Annotated in this window: 18 protein-coding genes; 11 read left to right on the top strand and 7 right to left on the bottom strand. The window is 67.2% G+C overall.

Annotated features, from left to right (window positions below):
• The first annotated feature begins 11 nt into the window (after positions 1-11).
• The 3 genes from lipB to J2W22_RS18650 all read left to right on the top strand — a co-directional run bounded on the left by lipB (position 12) and on the right by J2W22_RS18650 (position 1880).
• A complete protein-coding gene (lipB, locus tag J2W22_RS18660; RefSeq protein ID WP_307119784.1) occupies positions 12-656 on the top strand; it encodes a lipoyl(octanoyl) transferase LipB in 645 nt (214 codons plus the stop codon).
• A 114-nt stretch (positions 657-770) separates the two neighbouring features.
• Positions 771-1016, top strand: a complete 246-nt coding sequence (locus tag J2W22_RS18655) for a hypothetical protein (RefSeq protein ID WP_307119783.1) — start codon at positions 771-773, stop codon at positions 1014-1016.
• A gap of 183 nt (positions 1017-1199) precedes the next feature.
• On the top strand, positions 1200-1880 hold the full coding sequence (locus J2W22_RS18650; protein ID WP_307119782.1) for a hypothetical protein: 681 nt from the start codon (positions 1200-1202) through the stop codon (positions 1878-1880).
• 170 nt (positions 1881-2050) lie between these two features.
• On the opposite strand, the gene queE is transcribed toward J2W22_RS18650, so the two are convergent.
• The 7 genes from queE to J2W22_RS18615 all read right to left on the bottom strand — a co-directional run bounded on the left by queE (position 2051) and on the right by J2W22_RS18615 (position 8568).
• Positions 2051-2683, bottom strand: a complete 633-nt coding sequence (gene queE / locus J2W22_RS18645) for a 7-carboxy-7-deazaguanine synthase (RefSeq protein WP_307119781.1) — start codon at positions 2681-2683, stop codon at positions 2051-2053.
• Positions 2684-2693: 10 nt separating this feature from the next.
• Positions 2694-3377, bottom strand: a complete 684-nt coding sequence (gene queC / locus J2W22_RS18640; RefSeq protein WP_307119780.1) for a 7-cyano-7-deazaguanine synthase QueC — start codon at positions 3375-3377, stop codon at positions 2694-2696.
• 178 nt (positions 3378-3555) lie between these two features.
• Positions 3556-3963, bottom strand: a complete 408-nt coding sequence (locus tag J2W22_RS18635) for a hypothetical protein (protein WP_307119779.1) — start codon at positions 3961-3963, stop codon at positions 3556-3558.
• Positions 3964-4034: 71 nt separating this feature from the next.
• On the bottom strand, positions 4035-4961 hold the full coding sequence (gene hslO / locus J2W22_RS18630; protein WP_307119778.1) for an Hsp33 family molecular chaperone HslO: 927 nt from the start codon (positions 4959-4961) through the stop codon (positions 4035-4037).
• A 184-nt stretch (positions 4962-5145) separates the two neighbouring features.
• Positions 5146-6066 (bottom strand): ornithine carbamoyltransferase, encoded by a 921-nt coding sequence (gene argF, locus J2W22_RS18625; RefSeq protein WP_307119777.1) that lies wholly within the window; start codon positions 6064-6066, stop codon positions 5146-5148.
• 147 nt (positions 6067-6213) lie between these two features.
• Entirely contained in the window at positions 6214-7410 is a 1197-nt protein-coding gene (locus J2W22_RS18620) for an aspartate aminotransferase family protein (RefSeq protein ID WP_307119776.1), read from the bottom strand.
• 318 nt (positions 7411-7728) lie between these two features.
• The gene (locus J2W22_RS18615; protein WP_307119775.1) at positions 7729-8568 is read right to left on the bottom strand and encodes an ABC transporter permease; all 840 of its coding nucleotides are present in this window, start codon (positions 8566-8568) and stop codon (positions 7729-7731) included.
• A gap of 55 nt (positions 8569-8623) precedes the next feature.
• Here J2W22_RS18615 and J2W22_RS18610 point away from each other — a divergent pair, with 55 nt between their 5' ends.
• From J2W22_RS18610 to J2W22_RS18575, 8 genes are all read left to right on the top strand, one after another.
• Positions 8624-9292, top strand: coding sequence for a GcrA family cell cycle regulator (locus J2W22_RS18610; RefSeq protein ID WP_307119774.1), 669 nt, complete (start codon positions 8624-8626; stop codon positions 9290-9292).
• Positions 9270-9827, top strand: coding sequence for a demethoxyubiquinone hydroxylase family protein (locus J2W22_RS18605; RefSeq protein WP_307119773.1), 558 nt, complete (start codon positions 9270-9272; stop codon positions 9825-9827). The genes J2W22_RS18610 and J2W22_RS18605 overlap by 23 nt, the downstream gene beginning before the upstream one ends.
• Before the next feature lie 67 nt (positions 9828-9894).
• A complete protein-coding gene (locus tag J2W22_RS18600; RefSeq protein ID WP_307119772.1) occupies positions 9895-10209 on the top strand; it encodes a hypothetical protein in 315 nt (104 codons plus the stop codon).
• Between the two features lie 9 nt (positions 10210-10218).
• Positions 10219-10608 (top strand): hypothetical protein, encoded by a 390-nt coding sequence (locus J2W22_RS18595; RefSeq protein WP_307119771.1) that lies wholly within the window; start codon positions 10219-10221, stop codon positions 10606-10608.
• Between the two features lie 81 nt (positions 10609-10689).
• Entirely contained in the window at positions 10690-11004 is a 315-nt protein-coding gene (locus J2W22_RS18590) for a hypothetical protein (RefSeq protein ID WP_307119770.1), read from the top strand.
• Complete coding sequence (locus tag J2W22_RS18585) at positions 11001-12527, top strand: methyl-accepting chemotaxis protein (RefSeq protein WP_307119769.1); 1527 nt, start codon at positions 11001-11003, stop codon at positions 12525-12527. The genes J2W22_RS18590 and J2W22_RS18585 overlap by 4 nt, the downstream gene beginning before the upstream one ends.
• A 203-nt stretch (positions 12528-12730) precedes the next feature.
• Positions 12731-14713, top strand: a complete 1983-nt coding sequence (parE, locus tag J2W22_RS18580) for a DNA topoisomerase IV subunit B (protein ID WP_307119768.1) — start codon at positions 12731-12733, stop codon at positions 14711-14713.
• 206 nt (positions 14714-14919) lie between these two features.
• On the top strand, positions 14920-16248 hold the full coding sequence (locus tag J2W22_RS18575; protein ID WP_307119767.1) for a serine hydrolase: 1329 nt from the start codon (positions 14920-14922) through the stop codon (positions 16246-16248).
• Position 16249: the final 1 nt, after the last annotated feature.

Below are 16249 nucleotides of genomic sequence, written 5' to 3'. Positions count from 1 at the left end.
AATTCCCGCCCATGACCAAGGATATCGAATGGCGGGTCGCGCCGGAGCCGATCGAATATGGCGCCGCCCTCGCCGAGATGGAGGCGCATGTCGCCGCGCTCACCGCCGGAACCGCGCCCGAGCGGATCTGGCTGCTCGAGCACCCGCCCGTCTACACCGCCGGCACCAGCGCCACCGACGCGAGCGAGCTGGTCGACACGACGCGCTTCCCGGTGTTCCGCACCGGGCGCGGCGGGCGCTACACCTATCACGGCCCGGGCCAGCGCATCGGCTATCTGATGATGGACCTGCGAGACCGGAAGCGCGACGTCCGCGGCTATGTCCATGCCGTCGAAGGCTGGGTGATCGCGGCACTGGCCGAGCTGGGCATAGAGGCGTTCCGTGCCGAAGGCCGGATCGGCATCTGGACGCTCGATCAGGCGGGCCAGGAAGCCAAGATCGGCGCGATCGGGGTGCGCATCCGGCAATGGGTGACGATGCACGGCTTCGCGGTGAACCTGTCGCCGAACCTCAATGATTTCAACGGCATCGTCCCCTGTGGCATCGCCGAATTCCCGGTCACGAGTGCCGAGGCGCTGGGCAAGCCGGTCACGCCCGGGCAATTCGATTCGGCGCTTCGTGCCACATTTTCGCCATTTTTGGAGGCTCTCTCCTAGCCGAGGTCAAATTTCGAGTCTTGAGGGGTTTGCCCGAACCGTCTAATGTCCACTTCGGTTTGGGTATTAAACGGCTATCCGTAATCCAGATCCATAATCTAGGGAGCTTTCTACATGCGTGCAGTCATTTCGAAGATCGTTGCAGGTTCGATGATCGCCGGCGCGGCCCTCCTGGCCTCGGCGTGCACCAGCAACGAGTCGACCAACGTGACCAACACCACCGAAGTCGTTCCGACCGAGAACGTCACCACCACCGACACCATGGTGACCAACATCGACGCCGCCGCCACCGAGAACGGCGCTGTTGTCGAGAACACCACCACCGTCGAGACCAACACCACCACCAACGCCGCGCACTAAGCAAGCGCGCCCGTTTAGGGTGTTGTGAAAGGGCCGTCCGGGCGACCGGGCGGCCTTTTTCGTTTCCGCTTTTGCGATGAAATGCCGGGATGGCACGGCTCATGGTAAAAAAGGGCTTCAACGCGGACTCGTAAACCCGTAACCCCGTGCCCACGGGGTCAATTGGTAGTTTTCGAGGGCAACATGCTCGCATCGCGTATCGCACTTGGGTTGGCCGGGGGGCTCGGCCTGTTCGTCTCTGCACCGGCTTCGGCGCAGTTCTTCCTCAAGCCGGCCAATCTCGAGAGCGGCCGCGTCAACGGCACCGAGCCCGGCATGACCGGCCCGGCGCTGCCCGGCGCCACCGCCGACGAGCTGCGCGCCGCGCTCGCCTGGAACCTGCGCGCAGCGCTCAACGTCGCCGCGCTCCAGTGCCAGTTCGAGCCGACCCTGTTGTCGGTCGACAATTACAATTCGCTGATCAAGGATCACGCGATCGAGCTGCGGGATTCATACGCTACGCTCGAGAAATATTTTGCAAGAACGTACAAGAACAAGAAGCAGGGCCAGCTAGAGCTCGACAAGTACGGCACCCGCATCTACTCGGGCTTCTCGACTGTTCAGGGGCAGCTCTCTTTCTGCCAGACTGCCGCCTCAATCGGCCATGATGCCGTGTTCGTGAAGGCCGGCAAGTTCAGCGAGCTGGCGCAGGACCGCATCAAGGAACTTCGCGCCAGCCTGGGCCCGTGGGGCGAGCAATATCGTCCGCAGGGCTATGTCGTCACCGGCATGTACGGCGTGAAGATGCCGCCGTTCGGCAACGACAAGTGCTGGAAGAAGGGCATGTACCAGGTCAAGAAATGCGGGCCGCTGCTGCTCGATTGAGCGGAGCGATTCCAACTTCATCCCGAACCTATTTCCGTCATCCCGGCGAAAGCCGGGATCTCGTGCGGCTCTTGTCCTGCCGTCCGCGCCATCGCTTGAGATCCCGGCTTTCGCCGGGATGACGAGAAGGGCGACGGGATGACGGTTTAAGCTTACGGCAGCCGTGTAGTTTACCGCAGCCCCAGCATCTTGTGCGTCTGCAAGGTCAGTCGCCATTTCGGCCGGGCCATCGCGAAGGCGATCGCCGCCTCGATATTCTCCTGCGCCGCAACGCTGTCCATCGGCTGGATCAGGAAGTTGGCGAAGTCCCAGCCCTCGATCGCCTCGACATCGGTGCCGACCTGTGGCCAGACCAGCTTCAATTCGTCGCCCGAGCGCTGGACGACTTCGCTGCCCGCCTTGGGGCTGATGCACACCCAGTCGATGCCGGGATGCGCGGGAAGCGTGCCATTGCTCTCGATCGCGATGCGGAAAGCTCGGGCGTGGAGCGCATCGACCAGCGCATCGTCGACCTGCAGCATCGGCTCGCCCCCGGTGAGCACGACGAAGCGCTTCTCCGTCCCCTCGCCCCAGAAACCCTCCACCGCATCGACCAGAGCCTCCGCCGTGGCGAACTTGCCGCCGCCCAGCCCGTCGGTGCCGACGAATTCGGTGTCGCAGAACTGGCAGATCGCGCTGGCCCGGTCCTGCTCGCGGCCGGTCCACAGGTTGCAGCCGGCAAAGCGGACGAACACGGCGCGCGCGCCGGCATTCACGCCCTCGCCCTGCAGGGTGAGGAACATCTCCTTGACGCTGTAGGTCATCGCCAGGCCCTTACGGCTTGACGGCGTAGTGCGTCGGATCGGGCACGCCGGCTTCCTCGAAGCCCCGGGCGCGCAGGCGGCAACTGTCGCACAGCCCGCAATGCAGGCCGCCCGGCGCCGGATCGTAGCAGGACCAGCTGAGCCCCAGGTCGAGCCCGAGCCGCGTGCCCTCGCGCACGATATCGGCCTTGGTCATGTGCTGGAGCGGCGCGCGGATATGAAAGGGCTCGCCCTCCACGCCCGCCTTGGTCGCCAGCTCGGCGAGCTTCTCGAAGCCTTCGATGAACTCGGGGCGGCAATCGGGATAGCCCGAATAATCGAGCGCGTTGACGCCGATATAGATGTCGCGGGCGCCCGAAGCCTCGGCCCAGCCAAGCGCCAGGCTGAGGAAGATCGTGTTGCGCGCCGGCACATAGGTGACGGGGATATCCTCCCCCACCCCGGTCTTCGGCACGTCGATATCGGCGGTGAGCGCGGAACCGCCGAACGCCCGCAGGTCCATCGGCATCACGATATGGCGCTCGGCGCCCAGCGCGGTGGCGATCCGGCGCGCGGCGGCCAGCTCGACCTGGTGGCGCTGGTTATAGTCGAAAGAAAGGGCGAACAGCCGGTGCCCCGCCTCACGCGCGAGCGCGGCCGAGATCATCGAATCGAGGCCGCCGGAAACCAGCACAATTGCAACGCTGTCAGTCATCGCAGGCCCCTAGCCCGATTCATGCTGCAAGGCAAAATAGGCGGCAGCTGGGGCAGACGCAAAATGGGCCGCCCGGAAGCGGCCCAGTTGTTGGGAAAACCCATGCCAGAGAGGAAAGTGCTCACTAGGAGCAGCGCCACGGTAGCGCGGCAGCCATGAAATAAGGGTTAAGCCCCGTTCAGCTGCAGGTGCCGACCTTGCGCGCCTCATATTCCTGGTCGAACGGCGAGCCGTCGAGCACGCCCTGGGTGTCGATCCGCACGAGCCGCGGCGTTTCCACCGTGATCGTGGTGCGGCCCAGGCCGTGGCCGGCGCAGGTATAGCGGATCGTCGAGGCGCGCTGGTCCTGCGCGACGACGAACTGCTCGCAGGGAATGGGGCCGTGGCCGAGCTGGATGAAGCTGTTAGGGCCGGTGAAGCAGATCTTGCGCTCGGCGCCCAGCTTCTCCTTGAGCAGCCACTGGCCGCGCTCGATCTGCGACAGCGCCGATTGCGCGCCGGAGCGCCGGGCCGCGGCAGGCCCGTCATTCACGAGAAACAGCGATGCGGCGGCGATTGCCACGCACATCATACGCCCGAACAACATGCGCAACGTCCTCCCGTCACGAACCCGAAGGTTCGCGCCCCTTCGCACCGATATGGCGCAAGGGGCGCGAATTACAACGCCGGCGGAACGAAATCCTCGAGCCGCACCGGGAATTTCTTCGAGCAGAAGGCGCAGTCGACGCTGATCACGCCATGCTCGTCCGCCATCTCCGCCCGCTCCGCTTCGGGGAACTTGGCGAGCACCTCGGTGATGTAGCCCGGATCGCAGCGGCAGCCGCGCGACAGGTCCGCACCGCTGAGGACGCGCACTTCTTCCTCCTCGTTGAACAGCCGCCAGATGAGCGATTCGAGCGGGATCGCCGCATCGGCGAGCTCGTCGACGCCCATGGTCGAGCCCAGCGCCTCGACATGCTGCCATTCGGGATGGTCGAGCCGCACGTGCAGCCGCTCGCGCCCCGCCTCGCCCTCCGGCAGATGCTGGAGGAACAGACCGCCGCCGATCCACTTGCCGCTTTCCTTGTCGCGCTGCGCGCCCAGCCGCACCAGGCTGGGGATCTGCTCCGACTGGAGGAAGTAGCTCTGCGCCGCCTCGCCCAGCGTGCCGGCGTCGAGCGGCACGATGCCCTGGTAGCGCTCCTTGGTGGTCACCTGGTCGAAGGTGATCGCCAGATGGCCCTTGTGGAACAGCGCGAACAGCGACGGATTCTTGCCGAGCTGCGACAGGCGCAGCGCGTCGAACTGCACATAGCCGCGCAACTCGCCGTCCTTGTAGTCGCACACCAGCAGGCTGACGATGCCGCCCTGGCTCTGCGCCTGGAGCGTCATCTGCCCCTCGGCCTGCTTGAGCGTGGAGCCGAGCAGCGCGGTGAGGGTCAGCGCCTCGGCAAGCAGCCGCTCGATCTGCGGCGGATAGGCGTGCGCCGACAGGATCTCGTCGAGCACCGGCCCCAGCCGCGCAACGCGGCCACGGGTGTGGCGGCCGGGAATGGTGAAGCCGATCACGCGATCGAGATCGGTGGGGGGGGCAGTGTTGGTCACGTCGATATCCTCGCTGCCCGGCGTTTAGGCCGGGATGCCGTGGGTGGCACTTATTTTCGGAAAGTTGCCGGCTATGTAGGGCGTCGCGGGCCCAAGACAACTCGCGCGCCACGCGGACTGCCGCGCGGCGGGGACCATCATGCCAGGGAGGACAGCCGCGAACCCGGTCGCGGCCACCTTCGTCTCAGCCGATCTGCCCGAAGCACCAGCGCAGCACCGCCTTCTGGGCGTGGAGACGGTTCTCCGCCTCCTGCCAGATCAGCGACTGGGGCCCGTCGATCACCGCATCGACCACTTCCTCGCCGCGGTGGGCGGGCAGGCAGTGGAGGAAGCGGGCATTCGGCTTGGCCGCGGCCATCAGCGCCTCGGTCACCTGGAAGGGCATCATCGCGGCGAGCTTGGCCTCGGCATGGGCCTGGCCCATCGAGATCCAGGTATCGGTGACGATGATGTCGGCACCTTCCACCGCCTCGCGCGGATCGCCGACCACCCTGGCCCGGCCCTTGCCGCGGGCAAGGTCTTCGTCGGTCGGCTGATAGCCCTGCGGGCAGGCCGCGACCACGTCGAAGCCCATCAGCCCGCCAGCTTCCATGATCGAGGCGAGGACATTGTTGCCGTCACCCAGCCAGGCGACCTTGAGCCCCGGCAGCGCGAAGCCGGCCTCGAGGATCGTCTCCATGTCCGCCATGATCTGGCAGGGGTGCGAGGCGTCGGTGAGGCCGTTGATCACCGGCACCGAGGCGTACTTCGCCATGTCGACCACCTTCTGGTGATCGTCGGTGCGGATCATGATCGCGTCGCAATAGCCCGACAGGATGCGCGCGGTATCGGCGATCGTCTCGCCGCGGCCGAGCTGCATCGAGCCGGCATCCATCACGATCGAGGTGCCGCCGAGCTGGCGGATCGCCATGTCGAACGAGACCCTCGTTCGGGTCGAGTTCTTCTCGAACACCATCGCGAGGACATGGCCGGCGAGCGGGGCGTCGGCATCGACCCTGCCCTTGGTCCAGCCGGCACGGGCCTTCTTCCGCGCGATCGCATCGTCGAGCATCGCCTGGATGCCGGCGGTGCCGGCGTCGGACAGATCAAGGAAATGGCGGGTCATCGAAAATCCTCCCTCGCGCAGCGGGGGAGGTGGCACGCGAAACGTGACGGAGGGGGCATCGCCCCAAGCGTCACAGCCCGTGGAGGTGCCCCCTCCACCATGCTGCGCATGGTCCCCCTCCCCCGCTTCGCGAGGGAGGAATTGAAGTCAATCATCGCTCGGCGGCGCGAAGGAACGCGCGCCTTCGCTCAGGCGCTCGATGCACTCGGCGATGTGATCCTCGTTGATCACCAGCGGCGGCAGCACGCGGAACACGTTCTCGCCGGCGGCAACCGTCAGCAGCCCGTGATTGTCGCGCAGATGCGCCACGAAGTCGCGGCTCACCACCGTGTCCTTCATCTTGATGCCGAGCATCAGCCCCTTGCCGCGGATCTCCTCGAACAGGTGATCATGGTTCGGGATCATCTGCTCGAACGCCTGGCGCAGGCGGTCGCCCATCTTCTCGACATGCGGCAGGAAATCGGGCTCGAGCATCACGTCGAGCACCGCCGAGCCGGCCGCCATCGCGAGCGGGTTGCCGCCATAGGTCGAGCCATGGGTGCCGATCACCATGCCCTTGGCCGCTTCCTCGGTGGCGAGGCAGGCGCCGAGCGGGAAGCCGCCGCCGATGCCCTTGGCGACGGTCATGATGTCGGGCGTGATGCCGTAATGCTCATAGGCCCACATCTTGCCGGTGCGGCCATAGCCGCACTGGATCTCGTCGAGGATGAGCAGCAGGCCATGCTCGTCGCACGCCTTGCGCAGGCCCTGGATGAACTCCTGGGTACCCGCGGTCATCCCGCCCTCGCCCTGCACCGTCTCGACCAGGAAGCCGGCAGTCTCGCCGTCGATCTTGGCGAGCGCGCCTTCGAGGTCGTTGAACTTCACATAGTCGAAGCCCGGCAGCAGCGGTTCGAATCCGTCCCGCATCTTGGCCTGGTCCGTCGCCGAGATCGCGCCGATCGAACGGCCGTGGAAGGCGTTCTTGAAGGTGATCAGCTTGTGACGCTGCGGGTTGCCGTTGACGTAATGATAGCGGCGCGCGGTCTTGATCGCGCACTCGATCGCCTCGACGCCGCTGTTCGTGAAGAACACCGTGTCGGCGAAGCTGACGTCGATGATCCGCTGGGCCAGCGCCTCGCCCTGGGGCGAGCCGTAGAGGTTCGACACGTGCATCAGCGTGGCGACCTGGTCCTGGAGCACCTTGGTCAGATGCGGATGACCATGGCCGAGCGCGTTGACCGCGATGCCCGCGGCGAAGTCGAGATACTGCTCGCCGCGCTCGCCATAGAGATACACGCCCTCGCCTCGCACCGGCCGCACTGCGCACCGCGGGTAGACGGGCATGAGCGGGGTGATGGTCATGGGAACGTACCTCCTTGGGAAAAGCTCGAAACGAGACTCCAGAAACGACAAAGGGCGGCCTTTCGGGACCGCCCGAGGCGGGTGTTTACGAGGGGTGGCCGGGAGAGGTCAATAATCGTTTCGGCGAGGGGCATGCCGGGGCGTTATCGCGCCTTCTGCTCCCCTCCCTGCAAGGGAGGGGTCGGGGGTGGGTGGCGAGCGTAGCGAGCTCGGCGCGACGGTTGCGGAGAAAGAAAAGGCCGGGCATCGAGCCCGGCCTTTTCTAACCCACCCCTAGCCCCTCCCTTGCAGGGAGGGGAAACTTGCATGTCGGACAGCCTAATTCTTGATCTTCCAGCCCTTGCGCAGCAGCGCGTAGCAGAGGAAGCCCAGCACCACGTCGAGCGCCAGGATCACCAGGCTGCCGATCAGGATCGGCGAATCGGCGACGCCGAGGAAGCCGTAGCGGAAGCCCGAGATGATGTAGAAGAACGGGTTGGCGTGGCTGACCACCTGGAAGGCAGGCGCGAGGCGCTCGACCGAATAGAAGGTGCCCGAGAGCAAAGCGAGCGGCGCGACGACGAAATTGGTCACCGCGGCGCTGTGATCGAACTTCTCCGCCCAGATCGAGGTCAGCACGCCGAGGAACGAGAGCAGCACCGAGCCGAGCAGGCCGAACCACAGCACCGCCCAAGGCTGCACCGGCACTGCCGCGGTGCCGAGATACAGCAGCATCGCCAGCCACACTGTGCCGCCGACCATGAAGGCGCGCGTCACCGCCCCGCCGACCATCGCCGCGAGCAGCTCCGCGGTGGAGAGCGGCGGCATCAGATAATCGACGATCGTGCCCTGGATTTTGCCGACGAGCAGCGAGAAGCTCGAATTGGCGAAGGCGTTGTTGAGCATGCCCATCACGACCAGGCCGGGCGCGATGAAGGCGGCGAACGGCACCTCCGTTCCGCCCAGATGCACCGCCCCGCGCGAGCCCAAAGCCGTGGTGAACACCACCATCAGCAGGAGCTGCGAAATCGCCGGCGCCCATATCGTCTGGAGCTGCACCTTGAAGAAACGGCGCACCTCCTTGATATAGAGGGTGCGCAAACCTCCCCAGTTGACGTTGCGGATAACCGGAACGCCGGGCTCGGGGAGCTGTTGACCGAATTCAGGCTGGCTGCTCATCGCGCGTTCGCGTAACCGCTGCACGGGCCGCCTGCAAGGTGAAGGAAGAGAAGTTTTGAGCTGGACCGAAGAGCGGATCGATACGCTGAAGAAGATGTGGGACAGCGGGCTGACCGCAACCCAGATCGCCGAGGAACTGGGCGGGGTGAGTCGCAATGCCGTGATCGGCAAGGCGCACCGCCTGGGTCTTCCCGCGCGTCCGTCGCCGGTGAAGCCCAACGAGCCCAAGGCCGCCGCCGAGCCCAAGCCGGCCCCCGCGCCGCGCCCGACGCCCGCGCCGACCGCTTCGGTGGCGCCGGCCGCTGCCGCACCGCGCGCGCCTGCACCCGCCCCCGAATCGGACGATGACGATACCGATGCGCCCGCGCCCGCGCCCAAGCGCGAAGGCCCGGTGCTCCGCTCGGTCGGCCCCGGCGGCTTCGTGCGCCAGAACCCGGGCGAGCAGACCCCGCCGATCGCGCCGGCCCCGCCGCGCCGACTCGTCCCCGCCAAGCCGAGCGAGGCGATCGCCGGCAAGACCAGCCTGCTCGATCTCAACGACAAGATCTGCAAATGGCCGATCGGTCACCCGGGCGAGCCGGACTTCCACTTCTGCGGCGACAAGGTGAACCCGGGCTTCCCCTACTGTGTCGATCATTGCGGCCATGCCTATCAGGCCCAGCTGCCCCGCCGCGACCGCCGCCCGCCGCCCCCGCTGCCCTTTGGCGGCCCGCGCGTCCGCTAAGCTGACCGCACGCCTGGCACCCGGCGAGACGCTGGGCGACCGGGTGCTGCGCGTCGATCATGCCGGCGAGCATGGTGCGGTCTGCGTCTATCGGGCACAGCGCCGGCTCGCCCGCTGGACGGCGCCCGACCTGCTTTCCGAGATCGACGAATACATCGCGCACGAGATGCGCCACCGCGCGCTGTTCGCCGCCGAGCTCGCGCGCCGCGGCCAGCCGCGCTGCCTGAGCTACCCGGTCTGCGCGACACTGGGCACACTGCTCGGTACGCTCACCGGTCTGCTCGGCCGGCATGCGATCTCCGCCACCACCGTCGCGATCGAGCGCGTGGTGCTTCGGCACATGGCCCAGCAGATCGCGGCGCTTTCCGCCAGCGATCCCGCAGCGGTCCTCATCCTCACCGACATACTGGCCGAGGAGCAGGAACATCATGATCGCTCCGCGGCGCACCTGCCCGGCGGCCACTTCCAGAAGCTGCTCGACACCGGCGTGGCAGCAGCGACCGAGGCGGTGATCTGGATCGGCATGCGGCGCTGAGCCCCGCCCGATTGTCTTGAAGCCCCCACAGGCGTAGACTGGCGCCCGTCTCGCAAGGGGGCCGGCGATGGCATCTGCGGCTGGAAGCATAGGCGACTATCTGTTCGGGGCGGCATTCGATCATGCCGCAGCGATGGGCCGGCATTTCGGCGACGGCGCCGATGCCAGGCTGCGGGAGATGACGGCGCAGGCGGGCCGGATCCTGGCCGAGGAAAAGGCTTCCGAGGCCGAGATCGAGGCTGCCCGCACGGCACTGCTCGCGCTGCTCGACCATGCCGCCGAACTCGCCCGCGACCTGCCCGACTATCCCGACGACCTGCTCGGGGAGCGCAGCTTCTATCCGGCGCTTGCCTGGTTCTGCCCCCGCCACCCCTTTTGCTGAGGCGCGGGGATGGGCACCAGCATCGAAGGGTTCAAGGCCGCGATCGACATCGCCAAGCAGGTGATCGCGCTCTCGACCGGCGCAGTTGCCTTCACCGTGACCTTTCTCGACAAGTTCGTCACCCGCCCCACCGGGCAGGCGGCAGTGATCCCGGCGAGCCTCTATGTCGCCTGGGTGCTGTTCGGCGCGGCGATCTTCTTCGCGATGTTCCAGCTGATGGGGATCACCGGATCGCTCGAGAGCATCGACCGCAAGGCCAATGGCTGGACGATGACCCCCGAGCAGGAAGCCGCGGCGAGCGGCGGCACCGCGCATCTGCGCTGGCCGGCGGTGCTGATGCTGTTCTTCTTCCTGGCGGCGGTGGCGGCGATGATCGTGGCGGGATTCGGCGCCCGCTGACGCTGCGCCCGCATGTATACGTAAATTCCGCGAATGACGTGGTTTACGCGTTTATAACCTATGTAGCCCTAGACGGGCGTAATGAACCGTATTGGAGTAATCTTCGCCCGCCACGCTCTGGGTGCGCAACTCGCACTGGTCGCGGTGGCGCTGGTCTGCGCTGCCTTCTGGCCGCCCAGCCAGGGGCGGATGCTCCTCGTTCCCCTGTTTCCCGGCAGCCCCAACCACATGCTCGCCGGCGCGATCGACGGCGGCGCGCAGCTGCTCGGCAGCGGCCCCGTCCCGGGCAGCTTCGTGGTCAGCGGCGACCATCTCTCGGTCGCCTCCGCGCTCAGCGGCCAGGCCGTCCTGATCCTCGCCGCGCCGCCGGCGCTGTGCGGAGGGCCGGCGGCATGAGCGAGATCGACCGCCTGCGCCGCCGTGGCGTGCAGACGCTGGTGATCGCCGGCTGGGCCACCGTGCTCGTCGTCTTCCTGCTCGGCCTGATGCTGCGCGGCAGCCAGCGCGAATGGATCACCCTGCTGCTCGGCGCGGCCGCCAATATCGCGCCGACCCTCGTCGCGCTGCGCCACCGCTATGATTCGTCCGCCCGGCTGATCGTCGGCACGCTCGCCGCGATCCATCCCGGCCTCGCCGTCTATGCGCTGTCCGGCCATCCCTGGCAGATGGACACGCACATGTATTTCTTCGTCGCGCTCTCGGCGCTGACCTTGCTCTACGACTGGAAGCCGATCGCGCTCGCCTGCGGGCTGATCGCCGCGCACCACATCCTCTTCCAGCTCCTGCTGCCGGCCTGGGTGTTCGAGGGCGGCGGCGATTTCGGCCGCGTCGTGTTCCATGCCGTCGCGGTGCTGCTCGAATTCGCGGTGCTCGCCTATCTCACCACCCAGCTCGTCCGGCTGATCGAAGCGCAAGCAGAAGCGCGTACCCAGAGCGAGCGCTTCGCCCAGGACGCGACCGCGCGCCGCGACGATGCCGAGGCCGCACTGACGGCGGTGCGCGCGGCTGAATCACGGGAACGCGCCGAGCGCGAGCGCCGCGAGGCGAGCGAGCGCGGTGCCGCCGCCGAGCGCCGCCGCGAGATGCTGGCGCTGGCCACCGCCTTCCAGGAATCGGTCGCCGAGACGGTGCGCGACGTCACCCGCGCGGCGAGCGACCTCGACCGCTCGGCCCATTCGCTCAACACCCTCGCGCACCGCGCCAGCGGCGAGCTTGCCGCCACCGCGCGCATCGCCACCGAAGCGTCGGATACCGCGGGCGGGCTCGCGCATGGCGTTCAGCAACTCACTGCCTCGATCATGGCGATCGCGTCGAGTGTCGATCAGCAGGCGACACTGAGCGGCGCGGCGCGCGGCGTCTCGCGCTCGGGCGAGGATGCGGTGCGCGCGCTGGCCGACCGGGCGAGCACGATCACCGTCTTCGCCGAATCGATCCAGGACATCGCCGCGCGCACCAACCTGCTCGCGCTCAACGCGACGATCGAGGCGGCCCGCGCCGGCGATATCGGCCGCGGCTTCGCCGTGGTCGCGCACGAAGTGAAGGCGCTCGCCAACCAGACCGGCCACGCCACCGAGGAGATCCGCACGCTGGCGGGCACCGTCCATGGCGGCGCCGAGCAGGCACATGACGCGCTCGGCGAGATCGCCAGCACCGTCGCCGAGGTCGCCGCCGCGGCAGAGGCGATCCGCAACGAGGTCGACGGCCAGCGCTATGCCGCCGGCATGATCGAGGCCACCGCGCTCGACACCGCCGCTGGTGCTACGCGCATGGCCGAGCGGATCGGCGCGGTCGCCACCGTGGCGAGCGATACCGAGGCGCTGTCCGACAGCGTCTCCAGCGCCGCGACCGGGCTTTCGGAGGCCGCACTCGCGCTCGAAGTGGCGACCGACCGGTTCATCGCCCAGCTGAAGGCGGCGTAAGAAACTCCTCCCCGGAACGGGGAGGGGGACCGCGACGCGCCAGCGTCGTGGTGGAGGGGTCCCGCCCTCCACGGACGATTTCCTTTGCGGACAGCGGGCCCCTCCTCCATTCGCTGCCGCGAATGGTCCCCCTCCCCGTTCCGAGGAGGAATGAAGAGGTCCCTCCCTTGCGCCCCTCACCCCGCACCCCCTATACGTTCTCCATGGCTGCTGAAGACCTGTTTGCCGCGCCGGGCGTGCCCTCCGGCACCTATGACGCCTCCTCGATCGAAGTCCTTGAAGGGCTGGAGCCGGTACGGCGCCGCCCGGGCATGTATATCGGCGGCACCGACGAGCGCGCGCTGCATCACCTCGCCGCCGAGATTCTCGACAATGCGATGGACGAGGCGGTCGCCGGCCATGCCAACCGCATCGAGGTGCTGCTGGAGGCGGGCAACCGCATCACCATCACCGACAATGGCCGCGGCATGCCGATCGACCCGCATCCGAAATTCCCCGACAAGTCGGCGCTCGAGGTCATCCTCTCGATGCTCCACTCGGGCGGCAAATTCTCGGGCAAGGCCTATGCGACCTCGGGCGGCCTGCACGGCGTCGGCATCAGCGTGGTCAACGCGCTGTCGATCGACACCACGGTGGAGGTCGCGCGCGACAAGCAGCTCTATCGCCAGCGCTTCAGCCAGGGGAAGACGCTGGGGCCGCTCGAGCATGTCGGCGGCACGCCCAACCGGCGCGGCACTTCGGTCAGCTTCATTCCCGATACCGAGATCTTCGGCGAGATGCTGTTCAAGCCGACCCGCCTCTACAAGCTGGTCCGCTCCAAGGCCTATCTCTTCGCCGGCGTCGAGATTCGCTGGAAGTGCGATGCCGAGCTGATCAGCGACGAGACCCCGCCCGAAGCGGTGTTCCAGTTTCCCGGCGGCCTCGCCGATCACCTGAAGGAGCAGATCGGCACCCGCGAATGCGCCACGGCCGACTTCTTCGCCGGGCGACAGGACTTTCCGGGCGAGAATAATGGCCGGGTCGAATGGGCGGTCGCCTGGCCGCTGTGGAGCGACGGCTCGTACAGCTGGTATTGCAACACCATTCCGACGCCCGATGGCGGCACCCACGAACAGGGCCTGCGGCAGGCGCTGACGCGTTCGATCCGCGCCTTTGCCGAGCTGGTCGGCCAGAAAAAGGCCAAGGACATCACCGCGGACGACGTGATGACAGGCAGCGAACTGATGCTGTCGGTGTTCATCCGCGAGCCGCAATTCCAGTCGCAGACCAAGGACCGGCTGACTTCGCCCGAGGCCACCGCGCTGGTCGAAAAGGCCGTGCGCGACCATTTCGACCATTTCCTCACCGACAATATGGACCGCGGCAAGGCGCTGCTCGGCTATGTGCTCGAGCGGATGGACGACCGCCTGCGCCGCAAGCAGGAGCGCGAGGTCAAGCGCAAGACCGCGACCAGCGCGCGCAAGCTGCGCCTGCCCGGCAAGCTCACCGACTGTTCCGCAGATGATCCGGCCGGCACCGAGCTGTTCATCGTCGAGGGCGATTCGGCAGGCGGCAGCGCCAAGCAGGCGCGCGACCGCAAGACCCAGGCGATCCTGCCGATCCGCGGCAAGATTCTCAATGTCGCGTCGGCCACCTCGGCCAAGATCCTGGCCAACCAGGAAATCGCCGACCTGATCCTCGCCATGGGCTGCGGCACCCGCAAGGACTGCGATCCGTCGAATCTCCGCTACGAGCGGATCATCATCATGACCGACGCAGACGTGGACGGCGCGCACATCGCCACGCTGCTGATGACCTTCTTCTTCCAGGAAATGCCCGATCTGGTCCGCCAGGGGCATCTCTACCTCGCCCAGCCGCCGCTCTATCGCCTGACGGTGGGTTCGAAGAGCCTCTACGCTCGCGACGATGCGCACCGGCTCGAGATCGAGAGCACTGCGTTCAAGGGCAAGAAGGTCGAGGTCAGCCGGTTCAAGGGTCTAGGCGAGATGAACCCGAACCAGCTCAAGGAAACTACCATGGACCCGGCGACCCGGGGCCTGCTGCGCATCACCCTGCCCCAGGAATATGAAGAGCGCGCCGGGGTGAAGGACCTGGTCGATCGGCTGATGGGCAACAACCCGGCCCACCGCTTCGCCTTCATCCAGGAGAATGCGGCGCGGCTCGACGAGGAAGTGATCGACGCGTGATCGGGCGGGCCGTCACTCCTTCTATACTCCGTCATCCTCGCGCAGGCGGGGATCCAGAGTCAAGCAGGACGGGCCGGGCAGAGTAACCCTGGATCCCCGCCTTCGCGGGGATGACGGTAATGGGCGACACGCAGGTGTCGCGATAAATGTTGATATCATAATTTATCTCCCGTAGAAGCAGCGCATCCACAGCCGATGAGGCACCGATGCGCCTGCTCCCGTATCTCGCCGCTTTCCTGATCGCCGCCCCCGCAACCGCGCAGACCGCGCCGCCGGCTCCGGTCGTGCCCCAGCCCGCCCAGGCCGATCCCGCTTTCCAGACGCGGCTCGATGGGCTGATCGCGATCCTGAACGGCGGCGGCGACTATGCCGGCTATTTCACCCCCGCCTTCCAGGCCCAGGTGCCCCAGGCGACCTTGCAGGCGGTCACCGCCCAGCTGATCGCCGGCAATGGCAAGCCGCTGAAGATCCTCAGCGTGGCGCAGGAGACGCCGTGGCGCGCGAACGTGCGCGTCCAGTATGAGAAGGCCGTCGCCAACGTCCTGCTCGTCGCCGATCCGGTGGCGCCGCATCAGGTCGGCGGGCTGCTCGTCCGCGGCTTCGAGAGCGCCGAGAAGACCCTGCCCGCGGTCGAGAGCGCCTTTGCCGCGCTCCCTGGCGAGGTGGGCTATGCGATCGCGAAGCTGGGCACGGACAAGCCGCAGCTGCTGGCCGGGCGCAATGCCGACCGGCCCTATGCGATCGGCTCCGCCTTCAAGCTGGTGATCCTCGCCGAGCTGGTCCGCGTCACCAATGCCCGCGAGCGGGAATGGGATGACCTGGTGACGCTCGACGGCGGCATGCTGCCGGGCGGCGTCTATGCCCAGAAGCCCAGGGGCACGCAGGTGACGCTGCGCGAGCTCGCCACCCAGATGATCTCGATCAGCGACAACAGCGCGACCGATATCCTGCTCCACACGCTCGGCCGCAAGAAGGTCGAGGCGATGATGCCGGTGCTCGGCATCGCCGATCCGGCGCGCAACCGCCCCTTCCTGGGCACGCTCGACCTGTTCCGGCTGAAGGGCGTCGCCGGGCTGGCCGGTCGCTATCTGGCGCTCGACGAAGCCGGGCGGCGTGCGCTGCTCGACGGCGAGGTGGCCACCATCCCGCCGATCCTGATCGACGTGACCAGCTTCACCAGGAAGGTTCCCAACCGGATCGACACGCTCGAATGGTTCGAGAGCCCGAGCGACCTGGTCCGGGTGATGGACTGGCTGCGCCGCCATACCGAGGGGCCTGCAGGCGCCGAGGCGCGCAGGGTGCTGTCGGTCAATCCCGGCGTGAGCCCCGATGTCCGGGCCAAGTGGCAATGGATCGGCTACAAGGGCGGATCGGAGCCGGGCGTGATGAACATGACGCTGCTGCTCCAGGCGCAGAATGGCGACTGGTATGTCGTCACCGGCAGCTGGAACGATGTGCAAAAGGCGGTCGATGAAGGCCGCTTCGCCTCGCTGATCGGCAAGGCGGCGGAGCTGACCGCTCCGCCCGCACGCTAGT

It is taken from the genome of Sphingomonas kyeonggiensis (genome assembly GCF_030812785.1).
Taxonomy (GTDB): Bacteria; Pseudomonadota; Alphaproteobacteria; order Sphingomonadales; family Sphingomonadaceae; genus Sphingomonas; species Sphingomonas kyeonggiensis_B.
This window is presented reverse-complemented; position numbering and strand designations above follow the sequence as displayed.